This is a genomic window from Arenibacterium halophilum, from assembly GCF_005938225.1.
Classification (GTDB): domain Bacteria; phylum Pseudomonadota; class Alphaproteobacteria; order Rhodobacterales; family Rhodobacteraceae; genus Arenibacterium; species Arenibacterium halophilum.
The window spans coordinates 531,950-550,553 of the sequence record NZ_VCPC01000001.1 but is presented as its reverse complement, the minus strand read 5'-3'; the positions used below and the strand labels follow the sequence as shown (position 1 = coordinate 550,553).

The window sequence follows — 18,604 nt, the reverse complement described above, 5'->3', positions numbered from 1 at the left end:
GGGACTCCCCCGGGATATTTGGCCCCAAAGACGGGTCGGGTCATGCCACGGCGTCAGACTGCCCAATCCGGTGCCCACCGAACAGGCAGCCGCCAAGGAAGGTGCCTTCGAGCGCATTGTAGCCGTGATAACCGCCGCCACCAAAGCCCGCGACTTCGCCCGCGGCGAACAGCCCTGGCACGGGTGCGCCATTGGCCCCGATCATCTGGCCATTCAGATCTGTTTGCAGCCCGCCCAGCGTCTTGCGGGTCAGGATATTCAGCCGCACCGCGATCAGCGGCCCGTTGGCCGGGTCAAGGAACCGGTGCGGCTTCGCCGTGCGGATCAGCCTGTCACCGCGATAGTTGCGCGCCGCCAGGATCGCCATGATCTGCGCGTCCTTGGTAAAGGGGTTGTCGGTCTGCGCGTCGCGCGCCTCGACCATGGCGCGGATGGTACTGGCGTCCAGCCGGTTGCCACCTGCCAGCCGGTTCATGTCCGCGACCAGATCCTCGATGGTTTTGGCCACGACGAAATCGGCGCCCTTGGCCTTGAATGCCTCGACCGGGGCAGGGGCACCCTTGCCCGACAAAAGCCGCGCGCGGATCACTTCGCGCCATTTGGCCGAGGTCAGATCGGGGTTCTGTTCCGAACCCGACAGTGCGAATTCCTTCTCGATCACCTTCTGGCTGAGGACAAACCAGCTGTAGTCATGCCCGGTCGAGAGGATCTCGCGCAGAGTGCCCAGCGTGTCGAAGCCGGGCAGGCAAGGCGCGGGAAGGCGCCGCCCGTTCGCATCCAGCCACAACGACGACGGCCCCGGCAGGATGCGGATGCCATGGTTCGGCCAGATCGGATCCCAGTTTTGCAGCCCCTCCGTGTAATGCCACATCCGGTCGCCGTTGATGACGTGCCCGCCCGCCGCTTCGGATATTGCGATCATCCGCCCGTCCACATGGGCGGGCACACCGGCCACCATGCGGCGCGGCGCAGGGCCCAGCCGATCCCTGGGCCAGGCCTTGCGCACCAGATCGAAATTGCCGCCGATCCCGCCCGAAGTAATGATGACCGAGGCGGCGTAAACCTCAAAATCGCCCACCACCTCGCGATTGCTGGGCGCACCGCGCGCCATGTCATCGGGTGCAAGCCGCGCGCCTGCCACGCCGATGGCCGCGCCCGCCCGCGTCAGGATTCTGTCCACCCGATGCCGGAAAGACAGGGTGATGCGCCCGGCCTTGGCGTGTTCACGCACCCGCGCCACGAAGGGTGCAATCACGCCGGGCCCGGTGCCCCATGTCAGGTGAAAACGGGGCACAGAGTTTCCATGCCCGTCGGCATAGCCGCCGCCACGCTCGGCCCAGCCCACCACGGGGAACCAGCGCAGCCCCATCCCACGCAGCCAGCCGCGCATCTCGCCCGCGGCAAATTCCACATAGGCCTCGGCCCAGCGGCGGGGCCAATGATCCTCGGGCCGGTCGAACTGGGCCGAGCCCATCCAATCGGCCAGCGCCAACGCGGCGCTGTCGCGAATGCCCATGCGGCGCTGCTCGGGCGTGTCGATCATGAACAATCCGCCCAGCGACCAGAAGGCCTGTCCGCCCAGCGATTGTTCCGGCTCCTGGTCCAGCAGCACCACGCGCTTGCCCCGGTCGGCCAGTTCCATCGCCGCCACCAGCCCGGCCAGCCCCGCGCCCACAATCACCGCATCTGCATCTGCCATCACCGATACCTCCCCGCACCATCCAGACACAGTCCTTCTCTTTGTGCAAATACTCCGGGGGAGTCCCGCAGGGACGGGGGCAGCGCCCCCCCCCCGCCGTCAGAGCGGCCAGACGATCAGGATGGTGGGGATCGACACCGCCACGATCAGCACCTCGAGCGGCAGGCCGATGCGCCAGTAGTCGGAGAACCGATAGCCGCCGGGACCAAGGATCAGTGTGTTGTTCTTGTGCCCGATCGGCGTCAGAAACGCCGAAGATGCCGCCACCGCCACCGCCATCAGGAACGGGTCGGGCGAGACATTCAGCGTCTGGGCCATCTGGATGCCGACCGGAGCCGCGACAATCGTGGTCGCCGTGTTGTTCAGCACATCCGACAGCGTCATCGTCACCACCATCAGCACCGTCAGGATCACCCATGGCGCCATGTCGCCGGTCAGCGCGATCAGCGCGCCCGCGATCAGCTCGGTCCCGCCCGATGTTTCCAGCGCGCCGCCCAGCGGGATCATCGACCCCAGCAGCACGATCACCGGCCATTCCACATGCTCGTACAGCTCGTTCAACGGCACGATCCGCGTCAGCACATAGGCCACCACCACCAGACCCAGCGCCACAGGCAGGTAGATCAACCCGAAACTGGCCGCTGTGACCGCAGCACCGAAGATCGCGATGGCGGGCCAGAGCTTTTCATTCGCCGTCACCGACAACCCGCGCTGGGCCAAAGGCAGACCGCCGAGCCATTCCGTCACATCCGCGCCGCGCCCCTTGGGGCAGAGCACCAGCAGGATGTCGCCGGGGCGAATCTCGGTCTGGCGCACTTCGGTCGTGATCCGGCGACCCTGCCGCGACAGGCCCATCAGGATCGCGCTGCGCCGCCACGACAGCCCGACCGACGTGGCCGAGCGCCCGGCGATGCGCGCGCCTTCGGGCACCACCATCTCGACCACTTCCAGCCCCTCGCCATCGGCGGTCAGCTTGTCCTGTCGCTCCTTGTCGGAGAAATCGAGCCCCAGCGCCGAGCGGAATTCGTCCAGCGCCTCGGGTTCGGCTTCCAGCACCAGAACATCGCCCGCGCGCAGGGTTTCATTGGCCGACCGGCCATACCGCCTCTGGCCGCCCCGGATCAGGCCAAGGATCGCCACATCTGTCTTTTCGGCTGTCTCGTCCAGTTCCCCCAGACGGCGGCCGATCTGGTCGCTCTCTTCCGGCACCGTCAACTCGGCGATATAGGGCTGAAGCCCCGCCGCGCCGGTGTGGGCGCTGCCCCGGTCCGGGATCAGCCTCCAGCCGATCACCGCGATAAACGCCAGCCCGGCCAGCGCGGCGACGCCGCCTACCGGGGCGAAATCGAACATGGCAAAAGGCGCGCCCAGTGATTGCTCGCGGATCGAGGCGATAATGATGTTGGGCGGCGTGCCGATCAGCGTGACCATGCCACCCAGGATGGTGGCAAAACTCAGCGGCATCAGCGACAGCCCCGGCGCGCGCTCGGCCTTGCGCGCGGTTTGGATGTCGACGGGCATCAGCAAGGCAAGCGCCGCCACGTTGTTCATGAAGGCCGACAGAACCGCGCCGACCCCGCCCATCAGCAGCACATGCCGCCCCAGCGCGCGGCTGCTGTCGACCATCGTGCGGGTGATCAGGTAGATCGCGCCCGAATGCACCAGCCCGGCCGAAACGATCAGCACCAGCGCCACGACAAGGGTGGCGGGATGGCCAAAGCCGGTGAAGGCCTGATCCACGGGCACGACACCCAGCACCACGCCGGCCATCAGCGCGCCGAACGCCACAAGGTCGTATCGGATCTTGCCCCAGAGCAGCATCGCGAAGACCGCGCCAAACAGGGTGAACAGGATGATCTGGTCAGTGGTCATTATGGGATCCGGGGGTCGTTGCCGTCTTGCCTTAGCCTAGCGCGGACAGCGCCGTTGCCAAGGAGATGGGCGCGGGCTTGCGGCGGCATACCTGCCTGCCATATAGAGGCGCAAACCTTACCACCGAAGATCGGAGGCGCCTCATGGCCGGCCATTCCAAATGGGCAAACATCCAGCACCGCAAGGGGCGGCAGGACGCCGCGCGGTCGAAACTCTTTTCCAAGCTGTCGAAGGAAATCACCGTCGCGGCCAAGATGGGCGACCCCGATCCCGACAAGAACCCGCGCCTTCGCCTTGCGGTGAAAGAGGCCAAGTCGAACTCGGTCCCCAAGGACGTGATCGACCGCGCGATCAAGAAGTCGCAGGCAGGCGAGGGCGACGACTACGAGGAAATCCGCTACGAGGGCTATGGCCCGAACGGCGTGGCGGTGATCGTCGAGGCGATGACCGACAACCGCAACCGCACCGCGTCGAACGTGCGCTCGACTTTCACCAAGAACGGCGGCAACCTGGGCGAGACTGGCTCGGTCGGCTTCATGTTCGAGCGCAAGGGCGAAATCACCTATGGCCCCGACGCGGGCGATGCCGATACGGTGATGATGGCGGCCATCGAAGCCGGCGCCGAGGATGTCGAGAGCACCGAAGACGGCCACACCATCTGGTGCGCCGACACCGACCTGAACGATGTCTCTGCCGCGCTCGAGGCCGAACTGGGCGAGAGCCAGTCCACCAAACTGGCGTGGCGCCCCAGCACGACGACCGAACTGGACCTTGAGAACATGCAGAAGCTGATGAAGCTGGTGGATGCGCTGGAAGACGATGACGACGTTCAGCGTGTGACGACCAACTTTGAAGCCTCAGACGAGGTCATGGCCCAGCTCTGAGCGACACTCGGGAGAGGTCGGATGGGGGCTCTGCCCCCGTCCCTTTGGGACTCCCCTGGAGTATTTCTTGAATAATGAAAGGGCGGGTTGGAAGACCTGCTTCTTTGGGCCCAAAATATCCCCGCCGGAGGCACCGCGCGTCAGCGCGGTTTTTTGTGTCCAGACACCGCTCCTAGTCGAAGAAGCTGGAAATCTGCTCCAGCGGCTTTTTCATCTTCGCGACCTCCGGGACGGTGGCGTTTTCCGCCGGATGACCGACCGCAATGATCATCGTGGGTTTTTCAGAGGCCGGGCGATTCAGCGCCGGTGTCAGGAATTTCATCGGGTTGGGGGTGTGGGTCAGCGTGACGAGCCCGGCGTCGTGCAGGGCGGCCAGCAGGAACCCCGTCGCGATATTCACGCTTTCGGGCACGTAGTAGTTCTTATACCGGGTGCCGTCGTCGAATTCGCCCCAGCGTTGGGCGAAGACAACGATCAGCCAGGGAGCGATTGTCAGGTGGGGCTTGTCTGCCGTGGTGCCGATGGGCTCCAACGCCTTGATCCATTCGTCACCGGCGCCGCCGGCGTAGAACCGGCGTTCTTCTTCTTCGGCTTCGTCGCGGATTTGCTGTTTCAGTGCCGGGCTGGCGATGGCCGCAAAGTGCCAGGGCTGATGGTTGGCGCCCGAAGGCGCTGTGCCGGCGGTGCGGATGCAGGTTTCGATCACCTCGCGCGGAACGGGCCGGGCACTGAAATCGCGCACGGTATGGCGGCGGCGCATGTGGTCATGGAAGGCTTGAGCCCGGGCACGCATCTGGTCGTCGGTATGCTCGAAGCGGTCTGGCAGCGGGATGGCCGCGTAGGAGAGGGCATCTTTGGCGAACATCGGGTTACTCCTTGCGCGGTTTAAGGGGCTGATGCAGCCCGGCGGTAGCGGCCTGGCGGACGGCCTGGGTCAGCGGTGTCAAAGCGGGGGCCATGATGCGGCTGACCTGCCAGGACAGTGGCACATCCAGTAGCGCGCCGGGGCGCAGTTCTGCAAGCCGTCCGGCGCGGATGTGATCGCTCACCAGCGTCCAGGGGTTCATGCCCCAGCCGACGCCCGCCAGCGCCGCATCGACGAAGGCGTGGGTCGACGGCAGCACGTGGCACGGGGGAGACATGCGGCGCGACGCGGGCACGTTCGTTTCCATCCAGCGGTGTTGCAGCCTGTCCTTGGCGCTGAAAACAAGGCAGGGCGCGCGGGACAGGTTCTCAGGCGACAGGCCGCCGGGAAACCAGCGCGCCAGATAGGCCGGGCTGGCGGTGGCGGCATAGCGCAGCGTGCCCAGCGGAATGGCGTCGCAGCCCTGTACGGGGCGGCCCGTCGCGGTGACGGCGGCGCTGACGGTGCCGTCACGGAGCCAGTCGGCGCTGTGGTCCTGGTCGTCGATCACCAGATCGACCAGCAGATCGGGCAGGTTCGCCAGCGCGGTCACGAACCACGTGGCAAGGCTGTCGGCATTCACCGCAAGGCGCACCTGTGCCGGGTAGGGCCGCGAGTCCAGCGACAGATCGCGAGCCAGCTGCGCCTCGAGCAGGGTGATATCCTCGGCGTGTTTGGCGAGCCGGGCCCCGGTGGGGGTCGCAGTGCAGGGCTGGCCGCGGCGGATCAGGGACGCGCCAACCCGTTCCTCGAGCGTGCGGATGCGTTGCGAGACAGCCGAGGGCGTCACGAGCAATTCCGCGGCTGCGGCCTCGAAACTGCCATGTCGAAGGATGGCGGAGAGGGCGGCAAGGTGATCGGGGTCGAATGACATTAGTAGAACTTAATTATGGTGCGTGGAATTAACTGGATTACACTCGTTGGCCCGGCGTAGTCAAACTGTCACCCTGTCCACGGAGCATTCGACCATGCAAAATGACCCGACAACCGCGATCATCGCGGGGTTTGCCCTTGGCTTCAGTCTGATCCTCGCGATCGGAGCGCAAAACGCATTTGTGTTGCGGCAGGGGCTGGCGCGGCAGCACGTGTTTGCCGTCTGTCTGACCTGTGCCGTGTCCGACGCGCTTCTGATCGCAGCCGGGGTGGCGGGATTTGGCACTCTGGCGCGGTTAGCCCCTTGGTTGGAAGGAGTCATGCGCTTTGGTGGGGCGGCGTTTTTGCTGGTGTATGGGGCGTTGAGCCTGCGCAGTGCATGGCGCGGGGGTGCCGCGCTGACCGTGGACGGCGTCGCGACGGGCGGGCGCGGGCTCGGGGCCACGCTGGCGACAGTGCTGGCCTTCACCTGGCTCAATCCGCATGTCTATCTGGATACGGTGGTCCTGCTGGGGACGGTTTCGGCACAGTACGAGGCGCGCCTGCTGTTCGGACTTGGGGCGATCTGCGCCAGTTTCGCGTTCTTCTTTGCATTGGGCTATGGCGCGCGGCTTTTGGCGCCTTTGTTCGCACGGCCTCGGGCCTGGGCGATACTGGATGCGCTGATCGGGGTGACCATGTGGGCCATCGCCGCGAAACTGATTGCGATGTGAAGGGTTGCCATGCTTGCGGGAAGGGTGTTGAACCTGTGGTATGGATCAATCCGCCCCTCAACGCCCGGTCGCGGGCGTGCTCTGGATGCTCTTCGCGGGCTTCTGTTTCGTCGCCGTCAATGCGCTGGTCAAATATCTTGGCCCCCGGATCCCGGCGGTTGAATCCGCGTTTTTGCGCTATCTGTTCGGGCTGGTGTTCCTGTTGCCGCTGGTGCCGCGCATGTTTGCCGAGCCGATTGCGCCGCGCCTGTGGGCGCAGTTCGTCACCCGCGGGGTGCTGCATGCGGCGGGTGTGGCGCTGTGGTTCTATGCGATGGCGCGGATTGCGCTGGCGGATGTAACCGCGATCAACTTTCTGTCGCCGATCTATGTCACCATCGGCGCGGCGTTTTTCCTGGGCGAGAAACTGGCGTTCCGGCGGATCGCTGCGATCGTGCTGGCGCTGATCGGGGCGGCGATCATCCTGCGCCCCGGACTGCGCGAGATCAGCGCCGGCCATTGGGCGATGATGCTGGCGGCGCTGGTGTTCGGCGGGTCGTACCTGTTGGCCAAGATCACCGTCGACAAATCGAATCCTGCGCTGGTGGTTGGCATGCTGTCTGTCTTTGTTACCGTAGCTCTGGCACCGTTTGCCGTGACGCATTGGGTGCAGCCCACGCTTTGGGAATTTGCAGTTCTGGCCGGGGTTGCGGCTTTTGCCACCGTGGGGCATTACGCGATGTCGCTGGCCTTTGCCGTGGCGCCGGTGTCGGTGACACAGCCGGTGACCTTCCTGCAATTGGTCTGGGCTGCGATCCTTGGCCTTATCGTGTTTGGCGAGCCGCTGGATGCCTGGGTCATGGCGGGCGGGGCGCTGATCATGGGGTCGGTCAGCTTTATCACATGGCGTGAGGCGCGGCTGAAGCGGCGTCCGGTGACCCCGGTGGTGAATGCCACCAAACTGTGAACTGGCGATTGTCCCGCAGCGGGGTTTGCCGATAGAGTGTAAGGGGCCTCGGGGGTCGGGAGAACGCAATGAAGGCGACAGCTTACGTGTCGGCATTGATGCTGCTTGCCCTTCAGGCGCCGGGACCGGCGCGGGCCGGGCTGCAGGTGTGCAACGATACCAAAGCAAATCAAAGCGTCGCCGTCGGATACGAGGCGGACGGCAAGCTGGTCTCGCAGGGCTGGTGGAACCTTGCGCCCACGCAATGCGCCGAAACCATCGAGGGTGATCTGACGCATCGGTATTATTACCTGCTGTCCGAATCGAAGGGCTGGGAATTCGCGGCCGAAGATTTTCGCTTTTGCACGATGGAGAAGGCGTTTGTGATCCCGGGCAGCGACGAATGCGCCGCGCGCGGGTTCCAAAGCGCGATGTTTCGCCAGATCGACACCGGCGCCAGCGCGGGCAGCCATCGTGTGGCTTTGTCAGAGATGATGCATCAGGCCGAAACCCGGCCCGAGGTGGCTGGCGAAAGCTATCATGGGGATGCGCGGATTCAGGGGTGCTCTCAACCGGTGGAAGACTCGCAGGCCATTTGCAGCTTTCATGCGGGCGGCACCAAGTTTCTAGTCGTGGCAGGGGCGGGCACGCCGGGTTTCCTGTTCAAGCGGCTGCATGAAAAGGCCCCCGGGGCATCGGTGACCGTACGGGGGCGGTTGACCGAGGTCTCGGGGTTGGGCGCCCATATGGTGCTGACGGGTCTTTCCGGGCGTGAGCCGACCGAGGCAGATATCATCCTGAACCGGATGCAGGGCACGTGGTTCGCCCACGACGATGCCAATGCGCGGTTCGATGTCGTTGGGTCCGAACGCACCAGCACCTTTGGCGGTCGACCGGGGCAGACCGAATACCTGGCCATCGGCCAGACCTGCGGACAGAACGCCAACGCCGGGCTTTACCTAAGCGCAACCGACGCCGAGACCGGCGAGGAACAGTGCTATAAGGTCGAGGTGCTGGACGCGCAGAAGATGACGCTGATCTACCTGCCGGACGGCAATTTCCTGGAATTCAGGCGAGGCGACTAACGTGCGCCGGGCGCGTATCGGATTTTATTGATTGACGAGTCAATAACCCCTTTCTAGCCTAGGGAGCAATTCCCGAAAGGAGAGGGCATGCCCAAGGTCGGAATGGAACCCATTCGCCGAGAGGCGCTGGTGAAGGCGACGATCGCCGAAATCGGCGCGGTCGGATCTCTGGATGTGACGGTCAGCCAGATCGCGCGCCGGGCCGGTATGTCCAGCGCGCTGGCGCATCACTACTTTGGCGGGAAAGAGCAGATTTTCCTGGCTGCAATGCGCCGCATTCTTGGTGATTTCGGTGCCGAGGCGCGCGCCGGGCTGGTGATGGCGCACCCCGAGGGCCGGGCGGCGGCCATCGTGCGCGCGTGTTTTGCGCCCTCTTGCTTCACACCCGAATCCACCACCGCCTGGATGACGTTTTACGTGCTGGCCCAGACCAACCCCGAGGCGCTGCGCCTGTGGCGGATCTATCAGCGGCGGATGCGCTCGAACCTGACCCATGCGTTGCGTCCGATATGCCGCGCGCCCGAGGCGGTGGCCGATACCATGGTTGCGCTGATCGACGGGCTGTATATCCGCGCCGCGCTCAGCGACCCCGAAACACCCGAACGCGCCACCGTCCACGCTCTGGACGTGCTGGCCAAACTGACCGGAGACGGCGTATGAGCAAACCCAACATCCTGATCCTTATGGTCGACCAGCTGAACGGCACGCTGTTCCCCGACGGCCCTGCGGATTGGTTGCACGCGCCCAACCTGAAGAAGCTGGCGGCGCGCTCGACCCGCTTTGCCAACGCCTATACCGGCAGCCCGCTCTGCGCGCCGGGACGTGCGGCCTTCATGTCGGGGCAGTTGCCGTCGCGCACCGGGGTCTACGACAACGCCGCCGAATTCCGCAGCGACATCCCGACCTACGCCCACCATCTGCGGCGCGCGGGCTATTACACCTGCCTCTCGGGCAAGATGCATTTTGTCGGCCCCGATCAGCTGCACGGGTTCGAGGAGCGGCTTACGACCGACATTTATCCCGCCGATTTCGGCTGGACCCCGGACTACCGCAAACCGGGGGAACGCATCGACTGGTGGTATCACAACATGGGCTCGGTCACGGGCGCGGGCGTGGCCGAGATTTCCAACCAGATGGAATACGATGACGAAGTCGCCTATAACGCCACGGCCAAGCTGTACGACCTGTCGCGCGGCAATGACGACCGGCCCTGGTGCCTGACGGTCAGCTTTACCCACCCGCACGACCCCTATGTCGCGCGGCGCAAGTACTGGGACCTGTACGAGGGGTGCGACCACCTGGCGCCGACGGTCCCGGCCATCCCCTATGACGCGCAGGATCCGCATTCGAAGCGGATTTTCGATGCCAACAACTGGCGCGATTTCAACATCACCGACGATGACATCGCCCGCTCGCGCCAGGCTTATTTCGCCAATATCAGCTATCTTGACGACAAGATCGGCGAAATCCTTCAGGTGCTGGAAGACACCCGGCAAGAGGCGATCATCGCCTTCGTGTCCGACCATGGCGACATGCTGGGCGAACGCGGGCTGTGGTTCAAGATGTCCTTCTTTGAGGGATCCGCGCGGGTGCCGCTGATGATCGCCGCGCCGGGGCTGCAACCGGGGCTGGTGGACACGCCGGTCTCCACGCTGGACCTGAACCCGACGCTGGCCGCGCTGGCGGGCGTGGACGTGGCCGAGATCGCGCCCTGGACCGATGGCGAAGACCTGACCGCGCTGGCCAACGGGGCCGAGCGCACGGCGCCCGTTGCGGTGGAATACGCCGCCGAAGCGTCCTATGCGCCGATGGTCTGCCTGCGGCAGGGGCGGTGGAAATACACCCGCTGCGCACTGGATCCCGAACAGCTGTTCGACGTGGCGGGCGACCCGCACGAGCTGACCAACCTTGCCGATGATCCGGCCCATGCCGACACGCTGGCGCAGTTCCGCGACATGGCCGATGCGCGCTGGGATCTGGACCGGTTCGACGCCGATGTGCGCGCCAGTCAGGCGCGACGCTGGGTGGTTTACGAGGCGCTGCGTCAGGGCGGGTATTACCCATGGGATTACCAACCGCTGCAAAAGGCATCCGAACGCTACATGCGCAACCACATGGATCTGAACGTGCTGGAGGAAAGCAAACGCTTCCCGCGCGGCGAATAGGCCCATTTCAAGGTCGGGCCGGTGATGCGGGATGCCGCGCCGGCCCGGATACACAAACGGCATCCGCGACCGGATCACACGAATGACCCGGCAACAACAGGGACGACGCAACAATGACCGCAATCATATCTTTCGGGATCCTGCTGGCCTTTGCGCTGGTGATCTTCTGTACGATCAAATGGTGGAACCTGCGCCTGATCGGGCCTGACCCGGTGCCGCTGTTCACCTTCATCGCGATCCTTTTCACATCCGGCCTGGACGTGGGGCTGATCATGTTTCCGCTGGCGTTTGACTATCCGCTTTACGCCGACACCGCAGCTGAACCCGCCTATGGATTTACCAACCCGCTGGCGCTGGAATTCGGGTTCTGGGGCTTTCTGATCTGGGCCTTCTACTTCCTCACGGCCTTTTACTTCTGTGCCATCGAGCCGCGGGTGAAGTTCTTTGAAAAGCCGCTGGTGAAGCTGGCAAACACCATCGTCATCATCACCACCTGCGCCTTCACCGGGGCGCTGTTCCTGATCTACATGCCCTATTACATCGCCGAGGTGGGCGACGGCGAAACCATCCTGCCGGTGTTCTACCTGATCTGCTTCCTCGTGATCCTTGCGGCGGCGTTTTCCTCAACTGACATCCGCTACGTCAAGGTGCTGTCGGTCGGGTCCACCGCGCTGTTCCTTGCGCTGATCGCGGGCATGTGGCTGAACGCGGGCATGGGGCTGGGCGAGTTTTTCGGCGTCGCAGGCAACATCGGCGGCTATTTCGGCAACCTGCACAAATTCATCCTGCCGCTGACCGAATACCACGAATTCTACCTGTTCTGGTGGTTCGCCTGGTCGATCATGATCGGGCAATTCACCTCGCGCTTTGTCGGGGGGCTGAAGACCTGGCAGCTGCTGGCGGCGTTGCTGGTGTTCCCGTCGATCCCGCTCGCGGTGTGGTTCTCGGTTCTGTACTACTATCACCTGAATGCGATCCCGACGGCGGGCATGGCGAACTGGGCGATGACCATTGTCGGCATCATCTTCGTCATCAACTCGTTCGACTCGCTGATCCGGCTTTATACCGACAACCTGAACCTGTCGGCGGAACGCCTCGGCGGCCCGATGTATGTGCTGGGCAATGCGGTAGGGCTGTTCGTGCTGACGCTGCTGTTCCAGAGCCAGTGGCTGCAAATCCAGTGGGTCGGCACCGTGGTGATCGCGATCTACGTGGCCTGCGTGATCTATGTGATCACCCGACGCGACCAACTGGCCCCCCTGAACGACGGCGTGGCCACGCCAACCACCTGACCTGACAAGACCAGACCGCGCCGGGGTGTTCCGGCGCGGCCAACCCATCCGAGGACGACCATGCAGACACAGCCCCAAGCGAGCCATTTCATCGACGGCGAGTACGTCGAGGACACCGGCGGCACCCCCATCGACGTGATCTATCCGGCGACCGGCGCGGTGATCGCGCGAGTGCATTCCGCCACGCCCGCGATCGTCGAGCGCGCTGTGGCTTCGGCCCAAGCGGCACAGGCCGCATGGGCTGCGATGAGCGGGACGGAACGGGGCCGCATCCTGCGCCGCGCCGCCGATATGATCCGCGACCGCAATCACGACCTTTCGGTGCTGGAAACCTGGGATACGGGCAAGCCCTATCAGGAAACCAGCGTGGCCGACGCCACCAGCGGCGCCGATGCGCTGGAATACTTCGGCGGCATGGCCGCCACGCTGACCGGCCAGCACATCCAACTGGGCGAGGATTGGGTCTATACCCGGCGCGAGCCGCTGGGCGTGTGTGTCGGGATCGGCGCGTGGAACTACCCGACCCAGATCGCCTGCTGGAAGGGCGCGCCCGCGCTGGCCTGCGGCAACACGATGATCTTCAAACCGTCCGAGACGACCCCGCTGTGCGCGCTGAAGGTTGCGGAAATCCTGGTCGAGGCCGGATTGCCCAAGGGCGTTTACAACGTGGTGCAGGGACTGGGCGATGTAGGCGCCGCGTTGGTCGGCCATGCGGATGTCGACAAGGTATCGCTGACCGGGTCAGTTCCCACGGGCCGCAAGGTCTATGCCGCCGCCGCCGCCGGCATGAAGCATGTAACGATGGAGCTGGGCGGGAAATCCCCGCTGGTGATCTTTGACGACGCCGATGTGGACAACGCCGTATCGGGCGCGATCCTTGGCAATTTCTATTCCTCGGGACAGGTCTGTTCCAACGGCACCCGTGTTTTCGTGCAGAAGGGCATCAAAGAGGCGTTCCTGACCCGCCTGACCGAACGGCTGAAGGGCGCCCGCATGGGCGACCCGATGGACCCCGACACCAGCTTTGGCCCCATGGTCAGCCAGCGCCAGATGGACATCGTGCTGGGCTATATTGCCAAGGGCCAGGACGAAGGCGCACGGCTTGTCACCGGCGGCAATCAGGTCGGGCAAGAGGGGTTCTGGGTTGAACCGACCGTCTTTGCCGATGTGACCGACGATATGGTGATCGCGCAGGAAGAGATTTTTGGCCCCGTGATGGCGGTGCTGGATTTCGATACCGAGGAAGAGGTGATGACCCGCGCCAATGCCACCGAATTCGGGCTGGCTGCGGGCGTTTATACCCGCGATCTGGCCCGCGCCCACCGCGTGGCGGCAGGGTTTGAGGCCGGCACCTGTTTCATCAACTCTTACAACGACGCGCCGGTAGAAGCGCCTTTTGGCGGGGTCAAGCAATCGGGCGTGGGGCGCGAGAATTCCTCGGCCGCGATCGAACACTATAGCCAGGTCAAATCGGTCTACGTTCGCATGGGCGACACCGAGGCACCGTTCTGATGGCGCAGCGCAACCAAAAGGTGCGCTACCGCGCGCTGTCATGCTGTGCGCCGCGAGGCGACGCAGAACGGGCCGGGGCGCGCGCATGATCACGGTGTACGGGCGCGCCACCTCGTCGAATGTGCAGGCGGTGATGTGGGGCATTGCCGAGCTGGGGCTGGAGCATGAGCGGCTGGATTACGGCCATGTCCATGGCGGCACCGACACGCCCGAATTCCGCGCGATGAGCCCGCACGGGCTGGTCCCCGTGCTGCGTGACGGCGAGGTGGTGATCTGGGAAAGCTGCGCCATCCTGCGCTATCTTGCGGCGATGTACGGCGATGGCGGGGCGTTCTGGCCCGCCGATCCGGCGCGGCGCGCGGGCGTGGACATGTGGGCGGAATGGGGCAAGCAAAGCGTCGCCACCGCCTTCACCGGCCCGATCTTCTGGGCGCGGGTGCGCACGGCGGCGGCCGACCGGGACGACTCCGCGCTGGCCCGTGCGATTGCGGGGTTCGAAAAGGCGCTGGGCGTGCTCGAGGATCAGCTGGAGGGCCGCGACTTTGTCACCGGAATATTCAGTCTGGCCGACATCGTGATCGGCCACCTGTTGTATCGTTACTACGACATCGACATCCCACGTGCCGCGCTGCCGCGCGTGCGCGCCTATTACGACCGGCTGTGCGACCGGCCGGCCTACGCCCGGCAAGTGATGATCGACTACAGCCCCCTGCGGCACCCGGAGGCCGGATGATGGAAGCGGATTTTGTGATTGTCGGCGCCGGAAGCGCCGGATGCGCCATGGCCTATCGGCTGAGTGAGGCGGGCGCCTCGGTTCTGGTGATCGAACATGGCGGCACCGATGCGGGGCCGTTCATCCAGATGCCGGCGGCGCTGAGCTATCCGATGAACATGGCGCGTTATGATTGGGGCTATCGGTCGGAACCCGAGCCCAATCTGAACAACCGCCGTCTGGCTTGTCCGCGCGGCAAGGTGATCGGGGGGTCCTCCTCGATCAACGGGATGGTCTATGTGCGCGGCCACGCGATGGACTATGAACATTGGCGCGACAGCGGCGCCGATGGCTGGGGCTATGCCGATGTGCTGCCCTATTTCAAGCGGATGGAAAACTGGCACAGCGGCGGCCACGGCGGCGACACGGAGTGGCGCGGCAAGGATGGCCCGCTGCATGTGACACGCGGCCCGCGCGAGAACCCGCTGTTCGGTGCGTTTGTCGAGGCCGGGCGGCAGGCGGGGTACGATCTGACCGGCGACTACAACGGCGAAAAGCAGGAAGGCTTTGGCCCGATGGAGCAGACCGTCTGGCAGGGGCGGCGCTGGTCGGCGGCCAATGCCTACCTGCGCCCGGCGCTGAAGCGCGACAATTGTGATTTGGTGCGCGGGCTGGTCGAACGGGTGGTGATCGAAGACGGCCGGGCCACGGGCGTTGCGCTGAAAGGCGGGCAGGTCGTGCGGGCGCGGCGGCAGGTGGTGCTTGCGGCCTCTTCGCTGAATTCACCCAAGCTGTTGATGCTGTCTGGGATCGGGGCGGGCGCGCATCTGGCCGAACATGGGATCGAGGTGGTCGCCGACCGACCGGGCGTTGGGGCCAACCTTCAGGACCATCTGGAGATCTACCTTCAGATGGCGGCCAGCCAGCCGATCACGCTGTATAAACATTGGAACGTGTTCTCGAAGGCGCTGATCGGGGCGCAGTGGCTGTTCACCAAGACGGGGCTTGGCGCGTCGAACCAGTTCGAAAGCGCGGCCTTCATCCGCAGCCGGGCCGGGGTGCAATACCCCGATATCCAGTATCATTTCCTGCCGATGGCGGTGCGTTATGACGGGCAGGCGGCGGCCGAGGGGCATGGGTTCCAGGCCCATGTCGGGCCGATGCGGTCACCCAGCCGGGGTGCGGTGACCCTGCGCAGCGCCGATCCGGGTGACGATCCGGTGATCCGGTTCAATTATATGTCGACCGAGCAGGACTGGATCGATTTCCGCGCCTGCATCCGGCTGACCCGCGAGATTTTCGCGCAAGAGGCGTTCAAACCCTATGTGCGCCACGAAATCCAGCCCGGCGCCGATCTGCAAGGCGATGCCGATCTGGATGCATTTGTCGCCGAACACGCCGAGAGCGCCTATCACCCCTGCGGCACCTGCCGGATGGGGCGCGCGGACGACCCGAACGCCGTGGTCGACCCGCAGGGCAGGGTGATCGGGGTCGAGGGTCTGAGCGTGGCCGACAGTTCGATCTTTCCGCGCATCACGAATGGCAACCTGAATGGGCCGTCGATTCTGGTGGGCGAAAAGATGTCGGATCACCTGTTGGGCCGTGCCCCACTGGCGCCGGTTAACGATGCACCGTGGATTCACCCTGATTGGGAAACCGAGCAACGCTAGAGAAACGCTCCTTGAAATAGCCATGTTCTCCGTTTACCCGGAGGCATGTTAAGAATTTGTTCATGGCTTGTTCTTGCGGTCCTGGCCGGCTCGGTCGCAAGCGCGGACCCCGCGGGCCGTATCAGGGTGATCGACGCCGATACCTGGGATGTCGGCGGCGTGCGCGTGCGGCTGTTCGGCATTGATGCGCCCGAGCGCGATCAGACCTGTCGCCGCGCGGATTCCTCGGACTGGCCCTGCGGTCAGTGGACGACGGATGAGACAGCCCGTCTGTATCACGGGCGAACCGCTGACTGCCATGCGGTCACAGTTGACCGATATCAACGTGTTGTTGCGCGTTGTCAGGTCAATGGCGCAGATGCCGGGCGCGAGATGGTGCAGCAGGGGCTTGCCTTTGCCTACCGCAAATACTCGATGGATTACGATCTGGACGAAAAGCGCGCGGTGGTATCCGGTGTCGGCATTCATGGGGCCGAGACGATGCGCCCCGCCGAGTTCCGCACCGCGCAACGCAAGGTCGTGAAAGTTCCGGCGCAGTCGTCGCAACATAGCTGTTCGATCAAGGGCAATATCTCGTCCAAAGGTGAGCGGATCTATCACGTGCCGCGGCAGGACCACTATTCCAAGACTCGAATTTCGCCGCACAAGGGGGAGCGCTGGTTCTGCTCGGAAGCTGAGGCGCGCGCCGCAGGGTGGCGTCGCGCGAAACGATAGCGGGCCAGGGGGCGCTGCCCCCGTCCCTGCGGGACTCCCCCGGAGTATTTTCACGATGGTGAAGCGGGAAGACTCCCTGCTTCTTTGGGGTCCAAATATCCCCGCCGGAGGCATCGCGCGTCAGCGCGATCGAGCCACGTTGGGGCTGGGTCAGAGCACCTCGTAGGGCAGGACGCCGCGTTCGTCGGTGTCGATGGTCAGCCGCCGTTCAAGCGGCGGAACCGATCGCTGGTGGCATTTGCGGCGGTCACAGATGCGACAGGAAATGCCGATGGGCTCGAAGGCCGTGGCCTTAGTGATGTCGAGTGTGTCGGCATAGACAAGCGAGGGCGCGTGGCGCACTTCGCACCCGAGTGCAACGGCAAAGCGACGGACGGGCGCCCCATAGCTGCCGCCCGGTTTCGAGACATCGCGCGCGAGGCTGATGTAGCGCACTCCGTCCGGCGTTTCCGCCAGTTGGCGCAGGAAGCGACCCGGGGTCTCGAACGCGCGATGCACGTTCCAGAGCGGGCAGGCGCCGCCGAAGCGGGCAAATTGCAGCCGGGTGGCGCTATGGCGTTTGGTGATGGTGCCGGCCTGATCGACCCGCACGAAGAAGAATGGAATGCCCTTGGCGCCTGGGCGTTGCAGGGTCGACAGGCGGTGGCAGACCTGTTCGATCGACGCCTCGAAACGGGCGGCGAGGATTTCGAGATCGTGGCGGCAGCTTTGCGCGGCGGCAAGGAAGGCGGCGTAGGGCATCAGGGCCGCGCCTGCGAAGTAATTCGCAAGACCAATCTTCGCGATGGCGCGGGCCTCGTCGCTGCGAAAGCGGGCAAGGTCGAGCGTGGCTTCGATCAGCGTGTCCTGTCCGACCAGGGCCAGTTGCAGCAGCATCTGAAACAGCTGTGTCTGCGGCGCGGCCCGCGCCGAGAGTGTCAGGACACGGGCGTGCGGATCGAACCGGCGCAGCGCGTCGATTTCTGCGATGGAGACAGTGACGCCATGCCGGGCGAGGCGCTCGATTGCCAGATCGCGGATGCTGCGGCCCTCTGATGCGCCCTTGGCGAAATGTTCTGCCGCGCGGTCCACCGCGTCGATGTAGTTGTCGCAGTAGTGGAAGAAATCGCGCACTTCCTCCCAGGGGCTGGCGCGGGTGCGGGCGCCTTCGCGGCCCAGCGCTTCGTCCAGCGAGGCAAGCCGTTCGTGGGTCTGGCGATAGGCGCGGTGCAATTCAAGAAAGGCATGTGACAGGGCCGGTGCGTTCGAGGCGGCCAGCCGCAGGTCGGCCAGTGGGGGCGAGGTTTCGGTAAAAAGCGGGTCGGCCAGCGCTTCGCGCATGTCACTGACAAGGCGTTCGCTGTCGCCGGTTGTCAGTTCGGTCACATCAAGGCCGAATTCCCGCGCCAGGGCCAGCACCACGGTGGTGCTGACGGGGCGGTTGTTGTTTTCCATCTGGTTCAGGTAGGGCAGCGACACGCCCAGCTTGGTCGCAAAATCCTTCTGCGTCAGCCCGATGCGCGATCGGATTTCGCGCAGCTTCGCGCCAGCGTAGAGTTTCTGTGCGGGCATGGACTCTCCCGGGTTTGCGACTTTGCTTTTGGC

16 protein-coding genes are annotated in these 18,604 nt (G+C 64.7%); 11 read left to right on the top strand and 5 right to left on the bottom strand.

All coding sequences use genetic code 11. The features are described from left to right. Positions 1-40: 40 nt before the first annotated feature. Together FGK64_RS02660 and FGK64_RS02655 are read right to left on the bottom strand one after the other, a co-directional pair. A complete protein-coding gene (locus FGK64_RS02660; protein WP_138862252.1) occupies positions 41-1,699 on the bottom strand; it encodes an FAD-binding dehydrogenase in 1,659 nt (552 codons plus the stop codon). A 99-nt stretch (positions 1,700-1,798) separates the two neighbouring features. Further along, the gene (locus tag FGK64_RS02655) at positions 1,799-3,571 is read right to left on the bottom strand and encodes an SLC13 family permease (protein WP_138862251.1); all 1,773 of its coding nucleotides are present in this window, start codon (positions 3,569-3,571) and stop codon (positions 1,799-1,801) included. A 143-nt stretch (positions 3,572-3,714) separates the two neighbouring features. Here FGK64_RS02655 and FGK64_RS02650 point away from each other — a divergent pair, with 143 nt between their 5' ends. After that, positions 3,715-4,455, top strand: coding sequence for a YebC/PmpR family DNA-binding transcriptional regulator (locus FGK64_RS02650; protein ID WP_138862250.1), 741 nt, complete (start codon positions 3,715-3,717; stop codon positions 4,453-4,455). 172 nt (positions 4,456-4,627) lie between these two features. Here the strand turns inward: FGK64_RS02650 and FGK64_RS02645 are convergent, their stop codons facing one another. Then, positions 4,628-5,320: a nitroreductase family protein gene (locus tag FGK64_RS02645; protein WP_138862249.1), complete on the bottom strand. Its 693-nt coding sequence runs from the start codon at positions 5,318-5,320 to the stop codon at positions 4,628-4,630. Positions 5,321-5,324: 4 nt separating this feature from the next. Then, entirely contained in the window at positions 5,325-6,233 is a 909-nt protein-coding gene (locus FGK64_RS02640; protein WP_138862248.1) for a LysR family transcriptional regulator ArgP, read from the bottom strand. Positions 6,234-6,327: 94 nt separating this feature from the next. Here FGK64_RS02640 and FGK64_RS02635 point away from each other — a divergent pair, with 94 nt between their 5' ends. From FGK64_RS02635 to FGK64_RS02590, 10 genes are all read left to right on the top strand, one after another. Next, positions 6,328-6,945, top strand: coding sequence for a LysE/ArgO family amino acid transporter (locus FGK64_RS02635; RefSeq protein ID WP_138862247.1), 618 nt, complete (start codon positions 6,328-6,330; stop codon positions 6,943-6,945). A 40-nt stretch (positions 6,946-6,985) separates the two neighbouring features. Then, complete coding sequence (locus tag FGK64_RS02630; protein WP_138862246.1) at positions 6,986-7,891, top strand: DMT family transporter; 906 nt, start codon at positions 6,986-6,988, stop codon at positions 7,889-7,891. A gap of 68 nt (positions 7,892-7,959) precedes the next feature. After that, a complete protein-coding gene (locus FGK64_RS02625) occupies positions 7,960-8,955 on the top strand; it encodes a DUF1036 domain-containing protein (protein WP_138862245.1) in 996 nt (331 codons plus the stop codon). 87 nt (positions 8,956-9,042) lie between these two features. Further along, the gene (betI, locus tag FGK64_RS02620; protein WP_138862244.1) at positions 9,043-9,615 is read left to right on the top strand and encodes a choline-binding transcriptional repressor BetI; all 573 of its coding nucleotides are present in this window, start codon (positions 9,043-9,045) and stop codon (positions 9,613-9,615) included. After that, a complete protein-coding gene (gene betC / locus FGK64_RS02615) occupies positions 9,612-11,120 on the top strand; it encodes a choline-sulfatase (RefSeq protein WP_138862243.1) in 1,509 nt (502 codons plus the stop codon). Before betI ends, betC begins: the two co-directional genes overlap by 4 nt. Before the next feature lie 113 nt (positions 11,121-11,233). Next, positions 11,234-12,412, top strand: a complete 1,179-nt coding sequence (locus tag FGK64_RS02610; RefSeq protein WP_138862242.1) for a BCCT family transporter — start codon at positions 11,234-11,236, stop codon at positions 12,410-12,412. A gap of 60 nt (positions 12,413-12,472) precedes the next feature. After that, positions 12,473-13,924 carry a betaine-aldehyde dehydrogenase gene (betB, locus tag FGK64_RS02605; RefSeq protein WP_138862241.1) on the top strand — a complete coding sequence of 484 codons (1,452 nt, stop codon included), beginning with the start codon at positions 12,473-12,475 and terminating at the stop codon, positions 13,922-13,924. A gap of 85 nt (positions 13,925-14,009) precedes the next feature. Next, entirely contained in the window at positions 14,010-14,657 is a 648-nt protein-coding gene (locus FGK64_RS02600) for a glutathione S-transferase family protein (protein ID WP_138862240.1), read from the top strand. After that, positions 14,657-16,306, top strand: a complete 1,650-nt coding sequence (gene betA / locus FGK64_RS02595; protein ID WP_138862239.1) for a choline dehydrogenase — start codon at positions 14,657-14,659, stop codon at positions 16,304-16,306. Before FGK64_RS02600 ends, betA begins: the two co-directional genes overlap by 1 nt. 126 nt (positions 16,307-16,432) lie before the next feature. Then, positions 16,433-17,020: a thermonuclease family protein gene (locus FGK64_RS02590; protein WP_342773926.1), complete on the top strand. Its 588-nt coding sequence runs from the start codon at positions 16,433-16,435 to the stop codon at positions 17,018-17,020. Between the two features lie 150 nt (positions 17,021-17,170). On the opposite strand, the gene FGK64_RS02585 is transcribed toward FGK64_RS02590, so the two are convergent. Then, the gene (locus FGK64_RS02585) at positions 17,171-18,571 is read right to left on the bottom strand and encodes a helix-turn-helix domain-containing protein (RefSeq protein ID WP_138862237.1); all 1,401 of its coding nucleotides are present in this window, start codon (positions 18,569-18,571) and stop codon (positions 17,171-17,173) included. Positions 18,572-18,604 lie beyond the last annotated feature (33 nt).